This window comes from Rhizobium mongolense USDA 1844 (assembly GCF_000419765.1).
GTDB lineage: Bacteria > Pseudomonadota > Alphaproteobacteria > Rhizobiales > Rhizobiaceae > Rhizobium > Rhizobium mongolense.
In genome coordinates, this window is sequence record NZ_ATTQ01000001.1 from 483,728 (window position 1) to 507,908 (window position 24,181).

Genomic DNA, 24,181 nt, shown 5'->3' on the forward strand with positions numbered 1-24,181 from the left:
ATAGGCAGAGTGTTCCCGCCTCCTGGACGCGGCCGGGCCGATCAACCGAGCCGCTGGTGCGCCCTTAAACACCCTGAGGCAAGCTGATGGAGTTGCGATAGCATCAAAATTCGGGGGCCCGGCAGGGGTGGAGAAACAGAGGAAGCGCATCACTCGTTCGATCGCGAGAAATCAAGGCATAACGAGGCCTGAAACAGGAGCCGTAGTGACCGAACGAAATGTCGTGATTGTTTCCGTTAGATGTTGAATAGTCTGTGATAACAAACTGTTAGAGATCGGCTAAACTTGATCTGATCCCCCGGAAATCATGCTGCTATGGTACCTAAACGGGGCCGTATGGTCAAGGAAAGCATGTCGTCCCGCGCCGGAGATCGGCAAGATGCGACATCGAACCATCCTTGCGGCAAAACCGGCGGGATGGACAGGTCTGCGCCAGCCTGGAAGCAGACATCGCTCCAGACGAGGATGCCAAAGGCAGGAGCGAATGATGCCTGCCCGCCACCATCAACCGATCCTTTCCTTCGATGGTGCCGTCGTTAACGGGTGAGATACTGGATGTAATGCCTGCCGTGAACCACCGACTTCTCGATATGAGCCCGGACCCCGAATACATCCCGAACGAGCTCTTCGGTTAGAACCGCTTCGGGCGGCCCGGCAGCAACCACGCGGCCGCTATGCAGGACCGCCAAGCTGTCGCAGAACATTGCCGCCAGATTGAGATCATGCAATGCGATGACGCTGGTGACCGGAAGCGTCGTGACGAGATCCAGCAGCTCCAACTGATGCTGGATGTCGAGATGATTGGTTGGTTCATCAAGCAGCAGTTCGGTCGGCGTCTGCGCAAGGGCGCGAGCGATGTGCGTGCGCTGACGCTCTCCGCCTGACAGCGTGCGCCACAGCTGTAAAGCCTTGGCCGTCATGCCGACCTGTTCCAGTGCCGCATTGACGGCGGCTTCGTCGGTCCTATCCCAGGGGGAGAGTGCGCCTCGATGCGGCGTTCGCCCGAGGCGGACAACATCCCTTACCGAAAGGTCCGCATCGGTTGTCGCCTGCTGTTCGACCAGTGCGATACGCTGGGCGATCTCGCGACGCGCCATTGTGCTGATATCGCTCTCGCCCAGTCTGATGACGCCGCTCTTGACCTGCCGCAGCCGGCAGATGAGACGCAGCAGGCTCGACTTGCCAGAGCCATTGGGTCCGAGCAGACCAAGCGTCTTGCCCGGCGCAACATCAAGGCTGACGCCATCGACGATCACTGTGCTGCCGGCGTCCCAGGCGACGTTGCGCATCGATATGCTCATACCGGCCTCCTTGCCTTGTAGAGGATGAGGGCGAAGACAGGAGCGCCGAAAAGTGCCGTGACCACGCCAATTGGAAGCACTTGCTGCGGGATGATCGTGCGCGAGACGATATCGGCAAGTACCATGAAGATCGCCCCGATCAACGCAGTTGCCGGCAGTAACCGCTCGTGAACCGGACCGACCAGAAAGCGCGCCGCGTGCGGAATGACAAGACCAACGAAGCCGATCGAACCGACGATGCTGACGACGGCAGCGGTCATCACGGCCGTCAGTCCAAGAAGGGTAAGACGCACCCGCCGTACCGGTACGCCGAGCGCTGCGGCAGAGTCCGTACCGAAGGCAAAGGCATCCAGCACACGTGCGTGAAGCATGCAGATAACAAAGCCGCCGCCGGCAATGGGGGTGACGAGCAAAACATCCGTCCAGCGTACGCCGCTGAGGCTCCCGAGCAACCAGAACATGATACCCCTTGCCTGCTCGGCATTGGCCGAGGTCGTGACGATGTAGGACGTCAGCGCATTGAAGAGCTGCGAACCGGCAACGCCTGCCAGGATGATCCGATCGGCGCCGCCGCCTGCGCCTGCGGCCAAAAGCGAGACGAGACCGAAGGCTGCCACCGCACCGAAAAAAGCACCGGTGGATAGCGAAAGCACGCCGGACCCGATGCCGAGGATCATGATGGCGACCGCGCCGGTCGAAGCGCCCGCCGAAATGCCAAGCACATAAGGTTCGGCAAGCGGATTGCGAAGCAGCGCCTGCAGCATGGCGCCCGTCATAGCAAGAGCCGCGCCGGAACTTGCAGCGACCAGGGCGCGGCTCAGTCGATAGTCCCAGATGATACCCTCATGGATCGGCTTGATTGCGAAGGAGGTGCCGAACATTCGGTTGGCAATAGCTTCCGCAATCGTGCGCAGCGGTATGGCGATTTCGCCGATCGACACGGCAAGGCCCATCGACAATGTCAGTGCAGCCATTGAAAGCAGGGACAAGGCGGCAAAGCCGCCCCATCCGTCGTGTTGCCCGGCGTCGTTGCTCACTTCGCCAGTCCAAACTGCCGTATGGCTGCTGCAAGCGTTTCGATGCCGTCGACAAGGCGGATCGATGGGCTCATTGCCTGCGAATCCATGACGACCACGTGCTTCTTTTCCACAGCGCTGATCCTGCTTGCCACAGGATCGGTGTTCAGAAACCTAAGCTTGATGGCCGGATCGTCGGCAACGTAGCGGCGCCGGTCCATCCCGGCGATGACGATGATTGCAGGATTAAGACCGGCGACCGTTTCCCAGCCGACCAACGGCCATTCCTCGTTCGTGGCAATCACGTTCTTTGCCCCAAGGGCCTGCATGATATAGGCGGGCGCGCCGCTGCGGCCGGCCATGAAGGCTTCCCCGTCGACTTCCTTGCTGGAGAACCAGAATACGACCGGGATACGCCGTACCCTTGCCTCGGCAACGGATGCAATCGCCTTGTCCTCACGCTCCTTCAGCCTTGCGATCAATGCCTCGCCGCGGTCCTGAACGTCAAAGATCGCGGCAAGTTCGGCGATCTCCTGATAGATGACCTCGGTTTTCAGCATTTCCTTGCGGACACCATCACCACCCGTCGTATTGTCCTTGGCGGCGCAATCGGCCGGCGCGACATAGGTGTTGATGCCAAGCTTCGAAAACTGATCGTAGGTTCCAACCGAGCCGTTCGGGCCAACATGCCACTCGAACTCGGCAGCAACCAGGTCGGGGCCGGTTCCGACCACCGCCTCGAAGCTTGGATCATTGTCGGCGAGCCGCTTGATCTTGCTGTTTTCCGCATCGAATTGTTTGAGCACCGGGCTGAACCAGACAGCCGTGGCCGTGATGCGATCCGAAAGGCCGAGCGACAGCAGGATTTCAGTCATCGCCTGGCCGATCGATACCACCTTGTCCGGCGCCTTATCGAAGGTGATGGATCGGCCGCAATTGGCAATTGTCAGGGGGTAGGTGGTCGAAGCGGCAAAAGCAGGTGCAGAAATCGCGCAGGTTGCCAATGCCGCGAAGGCAAGGCGCAGAATGAACCGCCGAAGTTTTGGATCGGATGACATGGAAACACTCATAGGGAATTGAGGATGCGTCGGCACGGCGGCCTGATCGCTCCGATGTTGATGGGAAACGCTTAAGGTGGTCACCGGCCATACGGGCGGGCGAGCCGTCCGGCACGACTGGCTTGTTACCTGCAGCGGCTATGGTTTATTGAAAAGAGCGATCCGTTCCGTCTCACGCGGAAGGGGTCTGCGCCGATTAGGGGCGTCAAAAGAAATCATCTCGTCTCCTGTTCCGGGCAACCCCGCCCGTTCAATTGGATCTCTCTTTGACGGCAGGTCTCCTGGCTCGCGGATATGCGCCGGACCATCTGCCTTCCCGTGAGACCGAGCTCACAGTGGCATGGCGCATGGCGCCACGAGGATGGTCGGCAATCCGCTTACAGTTGCGGGGGCAGCCACGGTCTTGGTCCCTTTTGGGTCGTCCGCACCGTGTTCCCTATTAATCCCCTCGGAGTTTACTTCGGGGAACCGTCGCGCTCAGTTATGCCGAGCGCAACCGTCACGTCAAGCCGTAGATACAAGGGTAATCAATGGACGGCGCCTGATCCCCCAACGGCGACGATGCTGAAAGGCAGTCCCTCAACTGGGATGGTCCGAACCTCTTTCATGGTCTCAATATCGATCATCCGCACAACGCTATGGCGAGGATCGGTGATGGCAATCTGATCGCCTGCAACGGCGAGCCGCGGGCGCGGATCGCGCCAGTGACCATCCTTGCTGTAAGGCTCGGTGACGCTTGCCGACATCGTGATCTGACCGCTTAGAATGTCGACAAGATGCAGTTGCCCGTCTTCGGTCAGTACATAGGCATTCTTGACCCGCGTGGGATCGAGCGCGAAATCGACACGGCGGGTCGGCAGGTCGACCAAGCGATACGGTTCGGTGCCGTCTGGGTCGATCAGGGCAATTTTGTCCTCGCCGTAGTTGCCCAGGAAAAATTGCATCGCCTTACTGCCGAGCAAGGTCGTCACTTTTCCCTTCGGCAGCTTGTGGCCATATTCCAGCATTTTAAGTTGCACGGTCTGCTCCTTGCCAGGACGCGCAATCAGGACACCTTCCTCGCAGCCGAAGGCAACGAGCTTTGCCGAGAAGGCTTCCCCGTGCAGCGCCGTGCAGGGTGTGACGTCGCCGACCTGTCTTCCGTTTGCGCTTAGAACACGTAGGCCCAGACGCGGCGGCAGCTCATCCGGTTTGGTTTCCGCGTTGGTATCGGGAACCGAGACCAGCATATTCCGCCCCATGGGCACGGCGACACCATGGTGAGGTGCCGTCGCGTCTATGAGCGTTTCGGATGCTGCGCCGTCCAGAAGACCTTCTTCGGAAACGAGCTTGGCTTTGCCTTCCCGATCGTAGAACAATACCACGTCGTCGCCATGCATGACGGCGTGGACCGGCCGCTTCCCGTCGAGTGTGGCCTGTAGCAGCGAAGGTGCGGATGTTTCCAGATCGCGATGCTCGCCATGGTCGGAAAGCGTCACGCCGGTTTTGATCACCTGGACGGTATTGGCTTCTGATTGGACGGCAAAAACAGTCTGGCCGGAATGACTGGCGGCCAGCGCCGCATAACCCTTTAGCCCAAACTCGCCGATCTCATCACCGGTCTTGACGTCGAATGAACGAACGATGGGTGCCGTGTGGTCGGCGATGAACAGGCGCCATGTCTGCTTTTCCTCTTCAGCGGAGGCCGGGTTCACCAAGAGGCTTGCTGCAAAGGCCCCGGCGATTGTCAATCTGGGTAACATCGGAAATCCCTTTTTGATATGTAATAACATTACAAGCTCTAGCGGAGTTCCAGAAATATGTCCAGGCCGCCGGGCTATGGCTGTCGAAATCGGCACCAGCAGGAGCCGAAGAAAGTCCAGACCCCATAAGCGTGCTCGCGCTGACGGCCCGGTCTGTAAGAGCTGCTGGGCACTTTGACTCTGGCCGCTGCCGCTCCATTGTTCCTTTCATGATCTACTTTACGAGTGACACCCATTTCGCCGACCCACGTGTGCTGCGGATCGATCGCAGGCCGTTCCCCGATATGGCAGAGCACGACGTTGCGCTGATCAGGAACTGGAATGCCATCGTCGGAAAAGACGACGACATCTGGCATCTCGGCGACTTCATGTCGGCGAAAGGGGGCGACTGCGATCAGCTTCTTTCGATTCTGAACGGCCGCAAGCACTTGATTATTGGCAACTGTGATCCCGAGACGACCACGAAGGCTGAGAACTGGACCAGCGTTCAGCATTATGCCGAGCTCGTTACAGACGAGCACCTTCTCGTGCTATGTCATTTTCCGTTCCGGACTTGGCACAAGATGGGCAAAAACTCGATCAACCTTCATGGGCATTCGCATGGCCGGCTGAAGCCGATGCCCCGGCAATATGATGTCGGCGTCGATGCGCGGGCTCTCCGTCCGGTCACACTTGCGCAGCTGCTGTCTTTGCCGTGACAAGTTGCGGTCTCGATCATGGCGTCGATGGCGACTGATAATGCCGAAGGCGCTGCGTTCCCCATCCCTGTTGCGACCGCGTGACACGGATTGCGTTTGGACAGAACAAATGGTCGTAGCGAATAAATGTCCTGCCCGGCCCTGGTCGAACGAAAGAGCAACCTCCAGCGCCGACGCGGGGCATGCTGGAAGGCCGCGGGAATGGCGGCCCTCCAGGCAATCAGAAATAATGACTCATGCAGCCTTCGTTGCCTTCACATTTGCCGAAGTTTGCGCAAGCTGGGTGAGCTTCTTGTCGGTGGCTTCCTCTTCCGCGAGGCTTGCCTGAAGGAGAGGGATCGCGTCCTTCAGACCCAGCTGCTTGGCCCAGGCGATCAGCGTGCCGTAGCGGGCGATTTCATAATGTTCGACGGCCTGGGCCGCAGAGATCAGGCCCGCGTCGAGTGCGGCAGAGCCTTTGAACTCTTCGATGATCTCTTCGCTTTCGGCGATGATGCCCTGAATCGCCTCGCAGGTCTTGCCACGAGCGGGCTTGCCGATGATCTCGAACACCTGCACGAGCCGCTCGATCTGACTTTCGGTTTCGTCACGGTGTTTCAGGAAACCCGCTTTGCCTTCCTCCGATTGCGCCGCGCGCGCCATCTTCGGCAAGGCTTTGAGGATTTGCTTCTCGGCGAAGTAAATGTCCTTCAGTGTGTCGACGAACAGGTCGTTTAGCGTCTTTGCAGCCATTCTGCTCTCCTATGGCAGGGGTAAGTGACCAACCTGAACGCGACGCAGCGCGGGATGTTCCGAGCAACTGATAACAAGCCCATGGCGCACCGACATGCGAAACGTAAAACCTCTGCGAGACGACCCGACTGCCCGTCGTCTTCGGAACGATTGTCCAAAGGCATCACGTTTCACGCGGAACCAGCGCTCCCGGAAAGTGTTTCACTGACAACCCATGGAGAGCTCAGATGAAATACTTTTACAGGGTCGTCGGCGCGAAAGGGGAATTGGCAGAGACGAGCCGCGAGTTTGACGGGGTGCAGGCTGCAAAGGCCGAAGCCCGCCACGCTCTTACCGAGACTGCCGCCGGCGGATTGCCCGAAACCCCCGTCCACATGTTGTCCGTCGAGCTGTTCGACGAAAACCGCCTGCCAATCACTGAGCTGCGATTGATCCTAGAGGAAATTAGCAAGGAGTGACGCCGCTGAGCGAGCATATGCACAGTCTTGGCGAATGGCGTCACTTGTGCGTGGACATGCAGAGCCTGTTCTTCGAGGCGACGCCATGGCACGTCGAATGGATGAAACGCACCTTGCCGCTGGTTGAGGAGGTCGCAGGCCATCACGCCGAGCGGACGGTCTTCACCCGTTTTATTCCACCGGAAAACGCAGCCGACATGCCGGGCACATGGCAACACTATTATGAGAAATGGTGGATGATGACGCGCAAGCAGCTGCCGTCGGGTCTGATAGAACTTGTCCCTTCGCTTGCCCGCCTTGTGCCGCCTGCTCGGGTCTTCGACAAGGCCACTTACTCACCTTGGATCAGTGGTCGGCTCCATGCGACGCTTGCCGAAGAGGGCGTGTCGACCCTTGTCATCAGCGGTGGCGAGACGGACGTCTGCGTATTGGCTGCGGTTCTGGGTGCAATCGATCTCGGCTACCGGGTCATTTTATTGACGGACGCTGTCTGTAGCGGTGCAGATGAATCGCATGAGGCGTCGTTGGAACTCCTGGGCGAGCGATTTTCAGTACAGCTTGAGCTGACGGAAACCGATCGATTTCTGCAGTGCATCTAGTCGACACTCCTCGCGCCCAGGCCGTCCATGCACAGGAACACGCAAAGGCTGACGTCGATGCCACGGCTTCTCGTCAGAGGGTTTCGTCGTTCTTTCGCAGAGTGGCGCATCATTTCCGTATAATGCATTGCCATGCTACCGCACCTTCTTCGACGGTGGGAGCTTAGGGGGTAGACTTGGCTTTTTCACCTCGTCGGTCGTGCTGGCGCGGTCAGATTTCTTCCCGCCGTTGGGTCGTTTCGCGAAGTTGTGCGTTTACCATCGTAGAAACAGAGCCTGCCAGGAGAGAATGATGACCAAGACCTTTGACCTGTCCAACTTGTCCGACGAGGAACTGGCCTCCCTCATAAACGAGGCAACAACCCTGCGAGACACTAGACGTGCCAGCCGTGAAGGTGAGCGTCCAGTAGGTTCGGATGGTTCGATCGGGCAAGATGTGAGGGCCCCGGATCATGGCGTTATCCCCACGCCCACGCCGCGGGAAGTCAAGGATGAAGGTCGGGCACATGGCGTACCCAAATAGTGGCGCCGGGAGCCGGTTATTGCGCGCCACCCACGTCCACGATGCTCGATTTGTATTGCTTGCGCATCGCATCGGCTGACTGGCGAACGATTTCAGAAACCTTCAAGAACTGTTGGGCTAAGGGGCTCGTCTTGCGCCAGATCATGCCAATCGTTCGTGAGGGTTGAACGCTTTGAAAGTGAGCGACAGAGACTGACGCCGAGCGCGTCTCGACTCCCACGGCCATTTCGGGGATCAAAGTGACGCCAATACCGGCGCTGACCATTTGGACCAGCGTCGACAAAGAGCTGCCGTCCAGCAGCTCTCGCGGCAGCGCTGAATGAATGTTGCAGAATGACAAAGCCTGATCGCGAAAACAGTGCCCTTCTTCCAGTAGAAGCAGTCTCATTTCACGCAGGGCCTCGCGGTTGGGTACAGGCTTACCTTCATCCTCGCTTGGACGGACCAGAACGAAATTCTCCGAAAACAACGCAACCTCGGTCAACGAAGGTTCGGATACCGGCAACGCGACAATTGCAGTGTCGAGCCTGCCTTCCGCCAGTTCATGAACCAGCTTGGAGGTCAACGTCTCGCGCACATGGATCTCAAGCCCGTCATTTATGCGGGTGAGGTTGCCGATGATCGTAGGCAGCAGGTAGGGCGCGACCGTCGGGATCACGCCAATCCGCAGCCGCCCCACCAGCCGGTCCTGCGAAGCGCGTGCTAGGTCTGCCAGTTCATCAACAGAACGCAGGATGTCGCGCACGCGAAGCGCAAAGGCTTCGCCGAAGCTGGTCAGGCGGACTTGACGCGCGCCTCTTTCGAAGAGCTCCGTCCCCAGCGTTTCTTCCAGTTCCTTGATCTGCATGGACAAGGCCGGCTGGGAAATCGCACAGACATCTGCCGCGCGTCCAAAATGGCCCTGTCGGGCCAGCGCCTCGAAATAGCGAAGCTGCTTGAGTGTCACATTTGTCATAACCTCACCTTATCGCTGCGATCAGAAAATCCAACTTAAATTAATGAAGCAGCTTGGATATAGTGCGAAAAGCAGAGGAGATGCGGCCGCTGTCCGACCCGGTTTGTGATCGACGGCGGTCTGCAGCGTGTTGATGTCCAAATATCCGCAACGCCTAACGCCGTAAGCTCTTTTCCTGCAGGCCGTCTTCCGCTGGGTCACCCAGTACAAGTAATCGCAAGGGATAAAAACATGGATTCAAAAGTCGAGACCGCGGGCAAGTGTCCGGTTGCCCATACACATACGGCCCATGGCGGGCGGTCGAACCGGGACTGGTGGCCGAACCAGTTGAATCTCAAAATTCTTCATCAGAATTCCTCGCTGTCCGACCCTATGGGCAAAGGATTCAACTATGCCGAGGAGTTCAAGAAGCTCGATCTGGAAGCTCTGAAGAAGGATCTCTTCGCGCTGATGACTGATTCGCAGGACTGGTGGCCGGCGGACTTCGGTCACTATGGCCCGCTTTTCATACGCATGGCATGGCATAGCGCGGGCACCTACCGTACCGGCGACGGGCGCGGCGGCGCGGGAGCCGGTCAGCAGCGATTTGCACCGCTCAACAGCTGGCCGGACAATGTCAACCTCGACAAGGCGCGCCGGCTGCTATGGCCGATCAAGCAGAAATACGGCAACAAGATCTCCTGGGCCGACCTCATGATCCTCACGGGCAACGTTGCGCTGGAGTCGATGGGCTTCAAAACGTTCGGCTTTGCCGGCGGTCGCGCGGATGTATGGGAGCCCGAGGAGGACGTCTACTGGGGCGCCGAGGACACCTGGCTTGCCGACAAGCGCTACTCTGGCGAACGAGACCTCGAGAACCCTCTCGCCGCCGTACAAATGGGCCTCATCTACGTCAATCCGGAAGGACCGAACGGCAATCCCGATCCGCTTGCCGCCGCCAGGGACATTCGTGAGACCTTCGCGCGCATGGCCATGAATGATGAGGAGACCGTTGCGCTCATTGCAGGCGGACATACCTTCGGCAAGACGCACGGCGCAGGCGACGCCTCACATGTCGGCGTAGAGCCCGAGGGGGCTGGCATCGAGGAGCAGGGCCTCGGCTGGACAAGCAGCTTCGGAACGGGCAAGGGCGGTGACACCATCGGCAGCGGTCTCGAAGTCATCTGGACCACGACACCGACGAAGTGGAGCAACAACTTCTTCTGGAACCTGTTCGGTTACGAATGGGAACTGACGAAGAGCCCGGCCGGTGCGCATCAGTGGACGCCGAAGCACGGTGCCGGTGCTGCTACCGTACCGGACGCGCACGACAAGTCCAAGCGTCACGCGCCGTCCATGCTGACCACGGACCTTGCCTTGCGCTTCGACCCTGCCTACGAAAAGATTTCGAGGCGCTTCTTCGAAAATCCGGATCAGTTCGCCGATGCATTTGCCCGTGCGTGGTTCAAGCTGACCCACCGCGACATGGGCCCGCGGCCACGCTATCTCGGCCCGGAGGTTCCGGCAGAAGAATTGATCTGGCAAGATCCGGTTCCCGGCGTTGATCACGTCCTGATCGATACGCAGGATATCGCCGATCTCAAGGACAAGATCCTCGCATCGGGACTGCCCATCTCCCAGCTTGTCTCGACCGCCTGGGCCTCGGCGTCGACCTTCCGCGGCTCCGACAAGCGCGGCGGCGCGAATGGCGCGCGCATCCGTCTTGCGCCTCAAAAGGACTGGGAGGTCAATCAGCCGGCCCAGCTGGCAACCGTGCTCGACACCCTTGAAGGCATCCAGAAGGCGTTCAACGATGCCCAGCCTGGCGGCAAGAAGGTGTCGCTTGCAGATCTCATCGTGCTCGGCGGCGCAGCGGCCGTCGAGAAGGCTGCGGCGAACGGCGGTCATCACATCGAGGTTCCGTTCACACCCGGCCGCACCGACGCGACGCAGGAGCAGACCGATGTGGCCTCCTTTGCCGTTCTCGAACCGATCGCCGATGGGTTCCGCAACTATCAGAAGGGCGAATATTCCATTTCGCCCGAGGAGTTGCTGATCGACAAGGCGCAATTGCTGACGCTGACCGCGCCGGAAATGACGGTTCTTGTCGGCGGCCTGCGTGTGTTGAACGCCAATGCGGGACAGTCCCAGAATGGCGTGTTCACCAAGCGCCCTGAAGCGCTCACCAACGACTTCTTCATCAACCTGCTCGACATGGGCACGGTTTGGAAGGCGGCTCCAGGATCAAAGTATGTGTTTGAGGGACGCGACCGCAATACGGATGAGCTGAGGTGGACCGGTACCCGTATCGACCTCGTCTTCGGCTCGAATTCTCAGCTTAGGGCGCTTGCCGAGGTTTACGGTCAGAGCGACACGCAAGGGAAGTTCGTGCACGATTTCGTCGCGGCCTGGACGAAGGTGATGGACGCCGATCGCTTCGATCTCCTCGCTTGAGATGAAACGCGCTCGGGCGCGGCTGAAGTCCAGCCACGCCCGAGCGCTAAACAGGGGCAAATTGCCTCCGTGCAAATCTGCGCGCAGGCGTGCACCAGTACAGACGCGGACCTCGTGCACGCCTTTGCTGTCGCAGTCGGCCGTTATTGCCGCATGAACGCCTGCATCTCCTCGGGTGTGACCTTTCCGTCCTTGTTTGCATCGACCTTGTCGAAGATCCGCTCGTGGATCGCGGTTACCTCCTCAAGGAAAGCGCGCCATCTCCATCTGCGTCAGCGATGGCGAGCATGATCTTCATCATATGACCACGCATGGGCCCCAACGGCATTCCCACCCATCATGCCGGACGGCATCATGTCTCGACCCATCATCCCGCGAGGCATCTTCCCCGGTCCTCCCGGCTGGATCGCCTCGTCCTGACCCGCCGAAAGTTGAGATATCACTGCTGCTCGAGCGGCCGGGCGGACCGGCCGGTGAGCGTTTGAATGTTGATCGCATAGTAGATCGGGCTGGTTTCAGCTTCCGAGCGCATCGCCTCCGGCTTCAGGGCACCAATTTCCCACCAGTCATTATGCTTTTGCAGAAGTGACCAAGCATGCATCCGCTGGGCGTGCCATGGCTCGATGTCGGGCAGTTCCTGGAACTTGCCCGTGGCGATGACGCAGTTCCAACCCTTGTCTCCGCCCTGTTCCTCGGCTTCAAGGCAGACGTTTGGATTGTCCCGCATCCATTCGATCTTCCTGCCCGCCAACGAGAAGCTGTAAATGGTGTTCGCTTCGTAGGCGAAATAGATCGGGACAATGTAGGGACTGGCCTCCCTGCAGCATCCAAGCCGGCCGAAATGTGCTCGCTGCAGCAGCTCAACGCATTCCTTGTTGCTCATTTCATGGATTTCAAACACGCAAACACCTCCCTGTGATCTGAAATAGCGTTCTGCGCCCAGATTGGTAGCGAGCATACCTGCAGGGAAGGTCATCCGGCTTGATGTCGGTCTTGCGCTCGCTTTTACATCCCTCTGCACCTTTCGGAATCTTGATCGTCAGGACGCTGTTGTCGGCATGTAGTGTTTCGAGCGACATTCCTTTCTCCTTTGCAGGCAGCTGCAATGATTGCCCGGTGACAGGAGCTTAGGACAATGGCGGAGTGAAACTATGATATTCGTCAAACTGCAACGGCGGAGTTTCAAACTCCGCACAGTCGGATCTTGTAGAGTAGGACATATTCGCTCCTGCCTCCCAAGGAAGCTCTTGTCATGCCGAAACGTAGCGCAGGCCTTTTGATATTCCGGCAGACCGCCGGATATCTGGAAGTGTTTCTGGTCCATCCCGGTGGGCCGTTCTGGGCGCAGAAGGACGAAGGCGCCTGGTCGATCCCGAAGGGCCTTATGGAGCAAGGTGAGGATGCGCTGGAGGCGGCAAAACGGGAGGTGTTTGAGGAGGTTGGGTCGAAAATCGAAGGCAACTTCATCTGGCTCGGCGAATACCGGCAGCCCGGAGGTAAAGTCGTGCTGGTATGGTCAATAGAGGCCGATATCGACGCCGAAGCAATTGTCAGCAACACATTCCAGATCGAATGGCCTCCGAGATCAGGGAAAATGAGGGCATTTCCAGAGGTCGATCGAGCCGGATGGTTCCGTCTTGACGAAGCCGAACACAAGATATTGAAAGGTCAGCAACAGGTGCTTCTCGCTTTTGCAACACGCCTGCAACCCTAGCTGGGCGCCTTTCCAACGGCTCGAGCAAGCAGCAACAAGGCGATCATTGCGCGTGAGCATTTGACGAACCGCACAACCGGACCCTTCGCTCGCACTTCGCCAGGATTTCAGACAGCTTCCTTCACTTTTATTGCGTCCGGATTGTAGACCTGCCCGAAACGGTTGTTCAGGAGAGTTGTAAGATCGACTTCCTCTTGGCGGACGAAGCCCTTGCCGGGCAACTTACCATGCGACAAAAGGTCGAGAACGGTGGCAATGCCGGCTGCGGTGGTGATCTGGATGGCACTCATCTTCTTCCCTCCAACAGTCCCAGCATAGACCTTGTTGGCATAAGTCTCCTGCATGTAGCGGCCTTCGCGCCAGCCGCAGACAGTGACGAATATAACCACGACGTCTTGCATGGTGGCCGGCAGGGCGTTTTCGAACAGATCCTTCAGCACGTCGCGCCGGTTCTTTAGATTGAGGTCGTTGAGCAACGCCTTGATGATCGCCTGATGCCCGGGATATCGAATCGTGCGGTAATTCATCGTGCGTACCTTCCCTTCCAGCGTCTTGGCGAGGGTTCCCAAACCTCCGGAGGTGTTGAAGGCTTCATAGGTTACACCGTCGAGCGAAAACTCCTCCCGCTCCTCCAGGGCCGGCACGGTCACCAGCTTTCCTTCGACGATCGCCTCGCAAGGCTCGATATATTCATTGATCAGGCCATCCGTGCTCCAAGTCAGATTGTAGTTCAGCGCATTGGAAGGATATTGCGGAAGGGCACCCACCCGCATGCGAACACTGTCCAGACTGTCGAAGCGCTTTGCCAGATCGTTGGCAACGATGGAGATGAAGCCTGGCGCCAAACCGCATTGTGGGATGAAAGCCGTCCGTGCGCCTTTGGCCAACGCCTCCACCTTTTTAGTCGTTGCCACGTCCTCCGTCAGATCGAGATAATGCACGCCGGCTTCGAGGGCAGCCTCAGCCACCAATCCCGTAAGATCAAAGGGTGCAGCGGAAAGAACGGCGAATTTTCCCGTAAGAACAGTGACAAGACTTTCGCGGTCTGAAACGTCGAGGACGACTGTGCAAATCCCGAGGTGACGATCGATATTTGAAAACTGCGTCTCGCTACGGTCAGCCACCGAAACGCGGTAATCGCCTGTCGCTGCAAGCATTGCGGCGACCGCACCACCTATCTTGCCTGCCCCAATGATCACGATTTCCTTCATAGACGTCCCCTGGTCGTGTGCCTTCGATGGACGTAGATGATGTCAACGCAAGGTCGAATCAAAGCTATGAAACGAGCGTTTCGCTGTATAATATTATGCAAAATGACGACTTGGTTGAGCGAAATGTAGGTTGAACGATGCAAATCACAGCGAAGGATCGCGACCTGCTGGCGTTGCTGGCGGAGAATGCCCGCCTGCCGGTGGCGACGCTTGCCAAGCGGCTGTCGCTGTCTCGGACGACGGTCCAAGCACGGCTTGAGCGACTGGAGCGGGAAGGTGTGATCGCAGGCTATGGCTTGAGGTTGTCGGAGCGCTACACGGCCGGTCTGGTCCGGGCGCATGTTCTGATCACCATCGCTCCTAAAGCGCTTTCGCAGGTCACCTCGTCCCTTGATAAGATCCAGGAGGTGACGACGCTTCATTCAGTAAGTGGTTCGTTTGACCTGATCGCAATCATTACAGCGCCATCGATCGCCGAACTCGACCAGTTGATCGACCAGATCGGAACGATTGACGGCGTTGAACGAACGCTCTCCTCCATTATTCTCTCGACCCGCATCGCACGATGAAAGTGTCGGAGCGTCGTCTTTACTCGACAGTGCCCGGAAGATATCGAAAGTGAGGACGTCTTCGCCGCTGTGCGCAAAAGTCCTCCCGGACCGAGCTTCACGAGGAGGCCGCCGCGCCATTGGATTAGGCGCCTATCGGCTACTGATCGTCACACGCTGACTTCCGCAAATGAGGCCCATTGCGGAAATAGAAGGTTGGATCACTGAAAGACGGCTTCACGCCTCGTGTCAGGCGTTAAGACACCCGGTTTCTCTGCCGGTCGACTACGAAAGCGATAATGCCGTCTGTGAGCCGTTCAGGCGGCTAGCGTTCCCGCAATAATCGAGTACTTTCCATCCCATTCTCAATACTTTCAGGGCGTCAGGTGAGTTGAGCGAGGATATCGTCGACGACACTTGGGACGGTACCCGTCGTGTCGATATTGATGCCGATGGGAAGATATTCCCGGGTATGATGGTAGCGGAGCACCAGCGTCCGCTCGGCCGGCTCGAAGCCCGGCTCATTTGGCCGCCCATCCAATCGTCGGTTCAAGGTCTCAACGTCTATATCGAACACGAAAACCTTGTCGAAAAGGTCCAGGAATTTGTGGAAATTGCGCGAGCCGCCACAGAAGAAGGTGGCAGGATGGGTGGTGTCGGCAGCAATAGCGCGGACCTTGTCGACACGCCAGATCCAGTGGGCGTATCCCCAAACAATGCGGTCCGCGCCTTCGGGTGGTCCTGCGAGTGCCTGGCCTGTCTCGGGGTCGCCGACATAGGCCAAGACCCGGTCACCATGGACGACATGGTAGCCCCGCCGCTCCAGTTCGGTAGCGACAGACGTTTTCCCAGTGCCGGAACCGCCTTCGATCAGATAGTTCTTGATTCCCATAGGCGCCGCTTATCATGGCCTTCGATCTGGTGAGAAGACACTCTACCTGGGAACGCTTCGCCAACGAAATGACGGCCCCTCTCACTGCTCACATACGGTTTCCAAGCGGCCAACCTTTGGCCGAAGGAGAACTCAAATGGGTATTGCACAATACGATCCAACTGCACTGGCCGTCCCGCATGGAACGCCGGCCGGAAGGTCGGCGTCAAAAAGCCGCTGAACCAGCGCCAGATTTGGGCAATACGCTTCTTACGGGAGGGGCGCATGAGAGATCGCGCTGTTTGATCTCGCAATCGACAGCAAACTTCGCGGCTGTGATCTCGTTAAAATCAAAATCGGCACTCTCGTCACAGGTATAGAAATTCGAACCCGTGCCATGGTCGTCCAGCAAAAGACCGGTCGTCCGGTGCAGTTCGAGATCACGACTGACGTCAGGGCAAGTCTGCTCTCATGGCTTGAACGCAGAGGTGGAACAGTTGACGACTACGCCTTTCCTAGTCGAGTCGACTGTGCCGATCATCTGAGCACTCGCCAGTATGCCCGATTGGTGGATGAGTGGGTAACAGCAATCGGACTACGTCGCGAAGACTACGGCACGCATTCGCTTCGGCGCACCAAGGCCGCGATGATCTACAAAGCGACAGGCAATCTTCGCGTGATCCAGATCCTCTTGGGTCATACCAAGATCGAGAACACGGTCAGGTACCTGGGGGTGGACATTGAGGATGCTCTGGAACTAGCGGAGCATACCGAGATTTGACATAGTGCGGCCCCGCATCCAGCGGGGGCTATTCGACCGAGCGGCTATGCGCCCTCACATCGGCCGTAAAGCCCGCCGCAGCGTCTTCCGGAATGCAGACGTCGATCAAGCTACGTTTTTGACGGCATCAATGCGCCAACACAAGTGATGGCGCAGTCAAAGTGCAAGGGAGCGTGAGTCATCGTCTCTGGATTGCATCATTATTCGACAATAGCGCTCGGCCAATTGCAAGAGACTGGGACGTCAGCCATCGTGAATGGATCAAAACCTTGCTGCGGAGCTTCTAAATGTCTGAAACGCGTTCGCCACGTCTCGCGGTGCTCATAGATGCTGATAACGCGTCCGCGAAAATTGTCGACGGTCTGTTCGAGGAAATTGCCAAAATTGGCGAAGCGAGCGTGCGACGCATCTATGGCGACTTCGCCAGTACTCGCTCAAAGGCTTGGATCGACGTTCTCGCTCGGCACGCGATAATTCCGCAACAACAATTTGCCTACACGACGGGTAAGAACGCCTCCGATATAACGCTCGTCATCGACGCGATGGACCTCCTGCACAGTGAAAGATTTGACGGCTTCTGCTTGGTCTCTTCCGATAGCGACTTCACTCGCTTAGCATCACGCATCCGGGAGCAAGGCATCGACGTTTTCGGATTCGGCGAACAGAAGACACCGGAGAGCTTCCGACAAGCCTGTCGCCGATTCATCTACACCGAAAACTTAGCTCCGCCTGTCGCGACAAACGAAGCAGATGCAGTACAGGCAGCGCGCTCACTAGAGCCGCCGAGCGCTGCCACACCGATAATAAAGAGGGTGATTGCGCAGATGGAGACCGAGGATGGATGGGTGCCGCTAGGCGCAGTTGGGACTCAACTTGCGAACCTGGCATCTGACTTCGATCCAAGGACCTTCGGTTTCAAGAAATTGAGCGATCTGGTGAAAAAGACGAATTCGTTCGAGGTGGATCATGCTGAAGGACGTCCCGTTCGTATTCGTCTCAAGCCTCCGGCCAAGAAACCTTTGAAATCGACCACCTAACCCGTAGCAGATGATTGCGAGAGGGCTGAAAAGCGCCGCCATAATGGTCATCGAGCCACCCGTCGCTGTTGCTGCAAAGCGGACATGACGCAGTGACAACGCGGGTCGCAGTTGCGCCAAAAGCCGCCATTCCGCCCCATGCGGTGATTAGATCACGAATTCCTCCTCGTACGTCTGTGGCTCGGGAACGACCGTAACCTCCACCGGAACGATCCAATTGGCCGCGTAGCTCTCGCAGTCGGAACGCTGGAGGTCGGGCTGCACGCACCCCGCCCCATCGATCGCGCGACATCGCAGTATATATCGCCCCAATTCTTCAGGGGTCCACATGTACTCCCACAAGCGCCATGCAAAGGGACGTTCTGTTTCGAGGAGCCTTCCCTCACGCCAGCCCCTGCCATCTCCGGTGCAGACCTGCACCTGCCGGATAGCAGCCTCTCCGCTCCAGGCGGCTCCGAAAATCCGGTACGGTTGGCCGGCGATGAGATGCGCCCCCTGTACGGGACGCGCGATCTGCGCTTTGACCTCCATCTCCGCAAGGGGGACCAGCCTGGGTTCCCCGAGGCTGCGCTCCCAACGGAAATAGTCGCGCGCCTGCCAGTAGCCAAGGAACGGTTGCTCCACAACCGTGATATGCGTGATCCACTTGACCCAAGCCATGCCGAACCAGCCACCCACGACCGCGCGTAGCGGGTAGCCGTGATCGCGCGTCAACGGCTCCTCGTTCATCGAATAGGCAAGGATCGTGCTGTCAGCGATGGCCTTCTCAAGCGGTAAACTGCGCGCAAAAGCGATGGGGCCGGGAGAAGCCGTTTTCTTGTTCGTGTCGACGACGCCGCTGTCGGCGCCTGCGAGCAGAACCTCACGTGCGGTTCGGTTAACGCCCGCCATTTCCAAAATCTCGCGCAGAAGAACACCTGTCCACGCGGCATTGCCGACGGCTCCGTTCTGCCACTGCAACCCCTCCTTCGGCGGCACATAGTAGACGCGCCCGTTCCCTGCACACTCGACGACGGCGCTGAAAGTCGTGCTCCGCATCGCCTTGATGCTGTCGAGGTCAAGTTCGATCGGCCGCTCCACCGCCCCGCCAACGCGCAATCGCCAGTCTCGCGCATCGAGGTCCGGCGACGGGAAATGGTTTCGCACGAAGAACAGCTCGGTTGGGATCAGCCAATCGGAGAGCGACGCAAACGGAAACTCGATGTTCTGTGGGGATTTCTGTCGAACTATTAGACTGGGTTGCTGTGGTATCGGCATCGTCCTCGTCTCCCCTTTCAAGAGCACAACGTCGGCTCTCGGTCGCGCGAAGTCCGGTACGATCACACCGCCCCTCGCAGTGCGTCTGTCGCATTCCGCCTTCGGGCCGCATTCTAGCACATACCGCACGTTCCTCGGATCGACCTCGAACGGCAGCAAAGGGGCCGACTGCGGTCTTGACCGCTTTGCGCCTTCATTTCAGTCGTAGAACCCAGCCAAGCGGCGGCTTGAAAGCGGACAACGCATTCTGGCGAGGCGATGTTTGCGTCAAAAGCGGATTTTACGTTGAACGTGATTGCATCTCCGATGCCTGCGCCTGTTTTTGGCCCTGTGTCCAGCGGGTCACTCGGTCGCAAGCACTGTCTTTCCAGATGCAAATTGGCGATCATAGAAAATCCGAACCGACAGAACGACGCCGGCGATCAGGACAACCACCCCGGCGACTTCGATCGGCGTTGGCCAGCGCGCATGCACGACAAGTCCGCCGATCACGCCGAAGGCAGTCTCTGAGACGATCAATTGCGCGGCCAAGGCAACCGGCAGGCTGCGTGAGGCAATATTCCAGGTCCAGACGCCGCCCACGGTGGCCAGTAGCGCGAGAGTTGTGCCCCAGACATAGAGGTTGCCGGCAGCGCTCCAACCGAATCCCAATGTAGGAAGACGGAAGAGGTCCATCGCGGCACCGATGGGATAGAAGGCCAGCATCAAGACGCCGCCGCCAACCAGTATCAGCGCCGACCACACGCCGGAGGGCATGTCCGGCCGTGCAGCGAGTGCTGCCTGATTGGAAAGCGCGAACCAGACCCAAAGGCCCACGGCAGCAAGCGCCAGCGGCACGCCAATCCACAATGATTGCACATTGTCTAGTCCTTCGGCCGTGAATGCCGTGCCATTGACGAGAACAAGGCCGACCAGCACCAGTGCTAGAGGCACCACGAGGGAGCGCCATGGCAATGATGCCTGACGCTGATTGCCAATGACCATCAATACGATTGGTACCAGCCCGAGAAAGGCCGGAGCGATGACTGGGCCTGCAAAGAGGGCCGCTCCCGTCACTGTCAGGAAGTAGCCGACATAGCCGACGAAGGCGAGCCAGATGGCTTGCAGGCAGTTTCGAAGCGTGAGGTGGCGCATGACACCCTTCTCGGAAAACAGAATGTAAAGCCCGACGAGTGCCGAGACGACGTGACGGATGAGGGCAAAATCAAAGGTGGAATAGTCACCGATGATGAAGGGCACGACGAAGTTGAGCGAAAAGGCAAAGGCCGCGCAGAGAGCGGCCGACACGCCAACATAGAAAAGTCTGTCCATAATGTTCACCCCTTTGAAGTTGCGTCACCGAGCCCTGGTCTCCGCGACACCGAGTGTGCCGTTTGGCAATCAAGCGAAATGCTGGATCGGATGAGGAAAATTTACCGGCCACGCGCTCTGGTCGGTAGCCGGCGAAAATGAGAACCAGCCTCTCGATACCCATCACCCGGATCGTGAAACGGTGCTGCTGCATCGCGGGAGCCGGCACGCGCCTCCCACTTTGACCGGGGCGGGCGACTGGTTGCCTCTACCGGCTGCCGCAACTCCGCCGCCCGCAAGCCTATGGCAGCCGACTTCGCCGGGGAATTTGCCTTTTGGTGCCTCTGAGCGAAGGCGGAGTTCGGCCCGAAGCGGACTTTTTTGTTGTCGAAGGAGATGGCGGCTTTGCGCCATCATGTCGGATATTCAGGGTTGCTATGGAGTTTCCCAGAAGCTGCCGCTCGCCAAAATCAGATAGGATGTCCGATTTGGGGTGGGCAGCGGGTAGTCCGGTAGTCCAAAAACGGTCACCGTGCATCAATTTTAGAGAGCGGCGCTCGAAAGGTTCCGCCGCCCAGGAAATCGCGAAGCGGAATTACAAATTCAGAGCAGTGAGGTACAGCTAGATCTTTGTACTTCCCGATCTACAAAGGATATCCTTGCTCTGCAAGTGAACCGGCGGCGCATAGCGGGATGGAAAGCTTCGGCTTCGAATTTCCATCGGCCGCAGGTGAGCGAAACGGCGGCACTGAGCATCGACTGGCTTGGCTTGAACTGCTGATATGGGCAATTCCTTTCTCTCTCGATGGACAGGAACGGATGAGATCGGGCGTTTTCGATCTCTGGATCGACAGCAAGCTATAAGCCTGCGATCTGGACAAAGATAAAGATCAGCACTGTCGTAACAGGTCAGGAGGTGCGGACACGCGCCATGGTCGTCCAGCAGAAAACAGGACGCCCAGTCCAGTTCGAGATAACGGTCGACGTCAGGGTCAATTTACTTGCGTGGCTTAGCCGCGCCGCGCTGTTTCCTGTGGGGGCTTATCGACGAAAGGTTACAGAGACTTATTTCTTCTGCTACCTCTGATTTACATACGGGTTGGGGAACGCGTTTTATGGATGACGTGCATTTTTCGGTTAATACACGACTGACAAGACTTCTGGGTGAAACCTATCGATCGAGCGAAGCAGCCCTAAAGGAACTGGTCGACAACGCATGGGACGCTGACGCCAAAAATGTCTGGATCACATTGCCGACGCCTATGTCGTCTGATCCGATTATCGTCCGCGACGACGGTTCGGGAATGACATCTCTGGAAATGAGGAACGAATACCTGAACATCGCTAGCGATAAGCGAGCACGTACAGGCGAACGGACCCCTCTACTCAAGCGGAAGGTCAAGGGTCGCAAGGGCATCGGTAAGTTCGCTGGCCTGTCATTGGCAAGCCGGATGGATGTTTCAGCGGTCGCCCGAGGTCGGAAATGCAGCCTGACGATCGACAAGCTCGTCCTGGCCGAGAATGAGAATGACCTGGAAGCTGTGCCTCTACCATTCATCGAGGAAGATGCAGGCGAAGCTCATGCAGGCACGAAAATCATCCTGTCCGGTCTTGATAGCCGATTGAATTTCCCTACGCCCGATCGTTTTCGAGAAGTCCTCGTGCACGAATACGGCCGGGAGGATGCCTTCAAGGTATTCGTAAATGAGGCGCAGTTGTCGGTCGACGATGTTCCGGGCGTATTAAGGGAAGTCGAGAAGACCCTTACAGAGAGCGGCTCAGTTCGCTTGAAGTTTACGATTGCAGACGGCAAGAAAGCACCAAAATCACCGGGTATAGTGTTGAAGGTGGACGGGAAGGTCGTCGGGAAGCCGATGATGTTCGGCCTAGATGATGACGAGGAAATTCCCTTCAAGCTGTCGAAACGAGTCTACGGAGAGGTGGAGCTCGAGGGTAACGACCATTTCGTAACTGCCGATTGGGGCGGGGTGGTCGAGAACAGCAAGGCGTTCCAAGAAATCCAATCCTATGTGAAATCGATCGTCAAAGAAGGGCTTAGGGAGAGCCACTCTCGCGATATGAGCCTTCAGCTAGCTCGATTGAAGAAGCAGTTGGACGCTAGGCTGAAAGACCTCCCAGAACACCGCCGACGCTACGCTGAGGAAGCCCTCCACCGGATCCTGCAGCGATTCTATCGGGAAAGCGAAGACCGCATTGCGACGATCGCAGAGGTCGCGCTCGACGCCATGGAGCATGACGCCTACTGGGCCGTACTCGAGCGGATAAATGCCACCGACCGCACAGATGTCAGTTCCTTTGCAGCGGCGCTTGAAGATTTTGGTATGGTTGAGCTCTCTGGGATCGCTGCTCAAGCGACCAGACGAATGAGATTTCTGGACTACCTTGAGGAGCTTATCGACAACGAAGCGACCCTCGAAAAGGACGTCCATAAGGCCTTCGAGACGAATTTGTGGCTTCTTGGCCGCCAATACGCTCTGATGTCATCGAACATCACACTGAAACGGGTCATCGCGAACTATAGTGATAAGAAATTTACGGGCGAGCGGGCCTCGAAACGGCCTGATCTTCTGTTGTCGCAGGATCTAGCTGACAGCTATCTGCTGATTGAGTTCAAACGCCCCAACCATCCGATTTCTCGGGAAGACATTGCTCAAGCCGAGCAATATCGTGATGACTTGTCAGGGACCATCACCTCAAGCAGCCCGTTGAGGATCTTGATGATCGGTAAGGGCTCGGCAGCCTCTATGGACAAGAGATATGGGACGGACATGACGACCGTCAGTTCCTACGCAAGCGTGCTCTCGTCCGCTCGCACGGAACTCGACTGGCTGATTTCATCGCTAACCCGTCCGTAGATCGCCCGTTCGTTGAAGGCTCGGACGGTCAATATGTTAGTAAACCTTATTGCAGTATGGACGAGCTGTTGATCGACAGGGGCCAGCGCACGCCGCTGCTGTTGGCATCGTGTCAGCATACCCATCACCTATTGCCCAAAGCTGCCATTCCGCTCCCGGTCCCCTAAACCTAAAACTGCGCGCTTCCTACGGCCAATGGTGGCCAAAGGAGAACTGAAATGGGTATCGCACAATATGATCCTGCCGCACTGGGCCGACCGGCTAGGAACGCCGGACGACAAGTTGGCGTCAGGAAGCCCCTGAAGCAGCGCCAGATTTGGGCAATCCGCTTCTTCCTAGACCGAGAAGGGCGGATGAGAGATCGTGCGCTGTTCGATCTTGCCATCGACAGCAAGCTCCGCGGCTGCGATCTGGTCAAAATCAAAATCGGGACCCTCGTCACTGGTCAAGAAATTCGAACTCGTGCCATGGTCGTCCAGCAGAAGACTGGACGCCCCGTACAATTCGAGATTACGACCGAGGTCAGGGCGAGCCTGCTTGCCTGGCTTCAGCGAAGGGGAGGAACAGTCGATGACTATGCCTTTCCCAGCCGGGTTGATCATGCCGATCATCTCAGCACTCGCCAATACGCCAGGCTGGTCGATGAGTGGGTCACTGCGACTGGGCTGCGTCGTGAAAATTACGGCACGCACTCCCTTCGGCGCACGAAGGCTGCGATGATGTACAAGGCCACCGGCAACCTTCGCGCGATCCAGATCTTGCTCGGCCACACCAAGATCGAGAACACGGTCAGGTATCTTGGCGTTGACATAGAGGATGCGCTGGAACCGGCAGAGCATACTGAAATCTAAAGAGGTACGGCCCTGCGCAGGATGGGGCCGTGCACTTTGGCACGTGGGGCCTCCCCGAGGCAATCGATTGAGCGACTTTGCGCCCTGATGGCGGCATTCAATCGCTTTTTGCTAGCTCCTAAAATCGGAGATGACCATCGGGGTCTGCAAAGGGGTGGAAAGTTGACGGGCAAGTTTTGGCAGTGGTTGTCTAAAGGCGACCGTAAAAAGCGGGGAGATGGCATGACTGG

Annotated in this window: 22 protein-coding genes, 2 pseudogenes and 1 riboswitch; of the genes and pseudogenes, 11 read left to right on the top strand and 13 right to left on the bottom strand. The window is 57.9% G+C overall.

Annotated features, from left to right (window positions below):
* Positions 1–536 precede the first annotated feature (536 nt).
* The 4 genes from A3C3_RS0102655 to A3C3_RS0102670 all read right to left on the bottom strand — a co-directional run bounded on the left by A3C3_RS0102655 (position 537) and on the right by A3C3_RS0102670 (position 5,117).
* Entirely contained in the window at positions 537–1,301 is a 765-nt protein-coding gene (locus A3C3_RS0102655; RefSeq protein ID WP_022713072.1) for an ABC transporter ATP-binding protein, read from the bottom strand.
* Entirely contained in the window at positions 1,298–2,275 is a 978-nt protein-coding gene (locus tag A3C3_RS0102660) for a FecCD family ABC transporter permease (RefSeq protein ID WP_084796897.1), read from the bottom strand. Before A3C3_RS0102660 ends, A3C3_RS0102655 begins: the two co-directional genes overlap by 4 nt.
* A gap of 59 nt (positions 2,276–2,334) precedes the next feature.
* A complete protein-coding gene (locus tag A3C3_RS0102665; RefSeq protein WP_022713074.1) occupies positions 2,335–3,375 on the bottom strand; it encodes an ABC transporter substrate-binding protein in 1,041 nt (346 codons plus the stop codon).
* A gap of 254 nt (positions 3,376–3,629) precedes the next feature.
* Positions 3,630–3,863: riboswitch (cobalamin riboswitch) on the bottom strand.
* Positions 3,864–3,902: 39 nt separating this feature from the next.
* On the bottom strand, positions 3,903–5,117 hold the full coding sequence (locus A3C3_RS0102670; RefSeq protein WP_033419538.1) for a metallochaperone AztD: 1,215 nt from the start codon (positions 5,115–5,117) through the stop codon (positions 3,903–3,905).
* Between the two features lie 209 nt (positions 5,118–5,326).
* Between A3C3_RS0102670 and A3C3_RS0102675 the strand changes: the two genes are divergently transcribed.
* Positions 5,327–5,815 (top strand): metallophosphoesterase family protein, encoded by a 489-nt coding sequence (locus A3C3_RS0102675; RefSeq protein WP_028739344.1) that lies wholly within the window; start codon positions 5,327–5,329, stop codon positions 5,813–5,815.
* Between the two features lie 234 nt (positions 5,816–6,049).
* On the opposite strand, the gene A3C3_RS0102680 is transcribed toward A3C3_RS0102675, so the two are convergent.
* Positions 6,050–6,547 carry a YciE/YciF ferroxidase family protein gene (locus A3C3_RS0102680; RefSeq protein ID WP_022713077.1) on the bottom strand — a complete coding sequence of 166 codons (498 nt, stop codon included), beginning with the start codon at positions 6,545–6,547 and terminating at the stop codon, positions 6,050–6,052.
* 227 nt (positions 6,548–6,774) lie between these two features.
* Here A3C3_RS0102680 and A3C3_RS0102685 point away from each other — a divergent pair, with 227 nt between their 5' ends.
* The 3 genes from A3C3_RS0102685 (at position 6,775) to A3C3_RS46455 (ending at position 8,127) form a co-directional block, all read left to right on the top strand.
* Complete coding sequence (locus tag A3C3_RS0102685) at positions 6,775–7,005, top strand: DUF6894 family protein (RefSeq protein ID WP_022713078.1); 231 nt, start codon at positions 6,775–6,777, stop codon at positions 7,003–7,005.
* Positions 7,006–7,022: 17 nt separating this feature from the next.
* Complete coding sequence (locus A3C3_RS0102690) at positions 7,023–7,604, top strand: cysteine hydrolase family protein (protein WP_028739345.1); 582 nt, start codon at positions 7,023–7,025, stop codon at positions 7,602–7,604.
* A 292-nt stretch (positions 7,605–7,896) separates the two neighbouring features.
* A complete protein-coding gene (locus A3C3_RS46455; protein WP_022713080.1) occupies positions 7,897–8,127 on the top strand; it encodes a hypothetical protein in 231 nt (76 codons plus the stop codon).
* 16 nt (positions 8,128–8,143) lie between these two features.
* Here the strand turns inward: A3C3_RS46455 and A3C3_RS37585 are convergent, their stop codons facing one another.
* The gene (locus A3C3_RS37585) at positions 8,144–9,082 is read right to left on the bottom strand and encodes a hydrogen peroxide-inducible genes activator (protein WP_022713081.1); all 939 of its coding nucleotides are present in this window, start codon (positions 9,080–9,082) and stop codon (positions 8,144–8,146) included.
* A 231-nt stretch (positions 9,083–9,313) separates the two neighbouring features.
* Here A3C3_RS37585 and katG point away from each other — a divergent pair, with 231 nt between their 5' ends.
* Positions 9,314–11,515: a catalase/peroxidase HPI gene (gene katG, locus A3C3_RS0102705; RefSeq protein ID WP_022713082.1), complete on the top strand. Its 2,202-nt coding sequence runs from the start codon at positions 9,314–9,316 to the stop codon at positions 11,513–11,515.
* A gap of 143 nt (positions 11,516–11,658) precedes the next feature.
* Here katG and A3C3_RS43135 read toward each other — a convergent pair.
* The 3 genes and pseudogenes from A3C3_RS43135 to A3C3_RS0102720 form a co-directional block, all read right to left on the bottom strand.
* Positions 11,659–11,919: pseudogene (locus A3C3_RS43135) on the bottom strand (EF-hand domain-containing protein); the annotation flags it as partial.
* A 35-nt stretch (positions 11,920–11,954) separates the two neighbouring features.
* A complete protein-coding gene (locus A3C3_RS0102715; protein WP_022713083.1) occupies positions 11,955–12,416 on the bottom strand; it encodes a pyridoxamine 5'-phosphate oxidase family protein in 462 nt (153 codons plus the stop codon).
* Positions 12,409–12,594 (bottom strand): hypothetical protein, encoded by a 186-nt coding sequence (locus tag A3C3_RS0102720; RefSeq protein WP_022713084.1) that lies wholly within the window; start codon positions 12,592–12,594, stop codon positions 12,409–12,411. Before A3C3_RS0102720 ends, A3C3_RS0102715 begins: the two co-directional genes overlap by 8 nt.
* A gap of 173 nt (positions 12,595–12,767) precedes the next feature.
* Between A3C3_RS0102720 and A3C3_RS0102725 the strand changes: the two genes are divergently transcribed.
* Positions 12,768–13,229 (top strand): NUDIX hydrolase, encoded by a 462-nt coding sequence (locus A3C3_RS0102725; RefSeq protein WP_022713085.1) that lies wholly within the window; start codon positions 12,768–12,770, stop codon positions 13,227–13,229.
* Between the two features lie 107 nt (positions 13,230–13,336).
* On the opposite strand, the gene A3C3_RS0102730 is transcribed toward A3C3_RS0102725, so the two are convergent.
* Positions 13,337–14,440, bottom strand: coding sequence for a saccharopine dehydrogenase family protein (locus A3C3_RS0102730; protein ID WP_022713086.1), 1,104 nt, complete (start codon positions 14,438–14,440; stop codon positions 13,337–13,339).
* A 137-nt stretch (positions 14,441–14,577) separates the two neighbouring features.
* Here A3C3_RS0102730 and A3C3_RS0102735 point away from each other — a divergent pair, with 137 nt between their 5' ends.
* Positions 14,578–15,009 (top strand): Lrp/AsnC family transcriptional regulator, encoded by a 432-nt coding sequence (locus tag A3C3_RS0102735; protein WP_022713087.1) that lies wholly within the window; start codon positions 14,578–14,580, stop codon positions 15,007–15,009.
* Between the two features lie 361 nt (positions 15,010–15,370).
* On the opposite strand, the gene A3C3_RS0102740 is transcribed toward A3C3_RS0102735, so the two are convergent.
* The gene (locus A3C3_RS0102740) at positions 15,371–15,880 is read right to left on the bottom strand and encodes a DEAD/DEAH box helicase family protein (protein ID WP_022713088.1); all 510 of its coding nucleotides are present in this window, start codon (positions 15,878–15,880) and stop codon (positions 15,371–15,373) included.
* Between the two features lie 136 nt (positions 15,881–16,016).
* Between A3C3_RS0102740 and A3C3_RS41110 the strand changes: the two are divergent.
* Both A3C3_RS41110 and A3C3_RS0102750 read left to right on the top strand, forming a co-directional pair.
* Positions 16,017–16,640: pseudogene (locus A3C3_RS41110) on the top strand (tyrosine-type recombinase/integrase).
* A 287-nt stretch (positions 16,641–16,927) separates the two neighbouring features.
* Positions 16,928–17,677, top strand: a complete 750-nt coding sequence (locus tag A3C3_RS0102750; RefSeq protein WP_022713089.1) for an NYN domain-containing protein — start codon at positions 16,928–16,930, stop codon at positions 17,675–17,677.
* Positions 17,678–17,824: 147 nt separating this feature from the next.
* On the opposite strand, the gene A3C3_RS0102755 is transcribed toward A3C3_RS0102750, so the two are convergent.
* Positions 17,825–18,934: a sulfite oxidase gene (locus A3C3_RS0102755; RefSeq protein WP_210309105.1), complete on the bottom strand. Its 1,110-nt coding sequence runs from the start codon at positions 18,932–18,934 to the stop codon at positions 17,825–17,827.
* 342 nt (positions 18,935–19,276) lie between these two features.
* Positions 19,277–20,245, bottom strand: a complete 969-nt coding sequence (locus tag A3C3_RS0102760) for a DMT family transporter (protein WP_022713091.1) — start codon at positions 20,243–20,245, stop codon at positions 19,277–19,279.
* Positions 20,246–21,339: 1,094 nt separating this feature from the next.
* Between A3C3_RS0102760 and A3C3_RS0102775 the strand changes: the two genes are divergently transcribed.
* Both A3C3_RS0102775 and A3C3_RS0102780 read left to right on the top strand, forming a co-directional pair.
* Positions 21,340–23,100, top strand: coding sequence for an ATP-binding protein (locus tag A3C3_RS0102775; protein WP_022713094.1), 1,761 nt, complete (start codon positions 21,340–21,342; stop codon positions 23,098–23,100).
* A 218-nt stretch (positions 23,101–23,318) separates the two neighbouring features.
* The gene (locus A3C3_RS0102780; protein WP_022713095.1) at positions 23,319–23,951 is read left to right on the top strand and encodes a tyrosine-type recombinase/integrase; all 633 of its coding nucleotides are present in this window, start codon (positions 23,319–23,321) and stop codon (positions 23,949–23,951) included.
* Positions 23,952–24,181 lie beyond the last annotated feature (230 nt).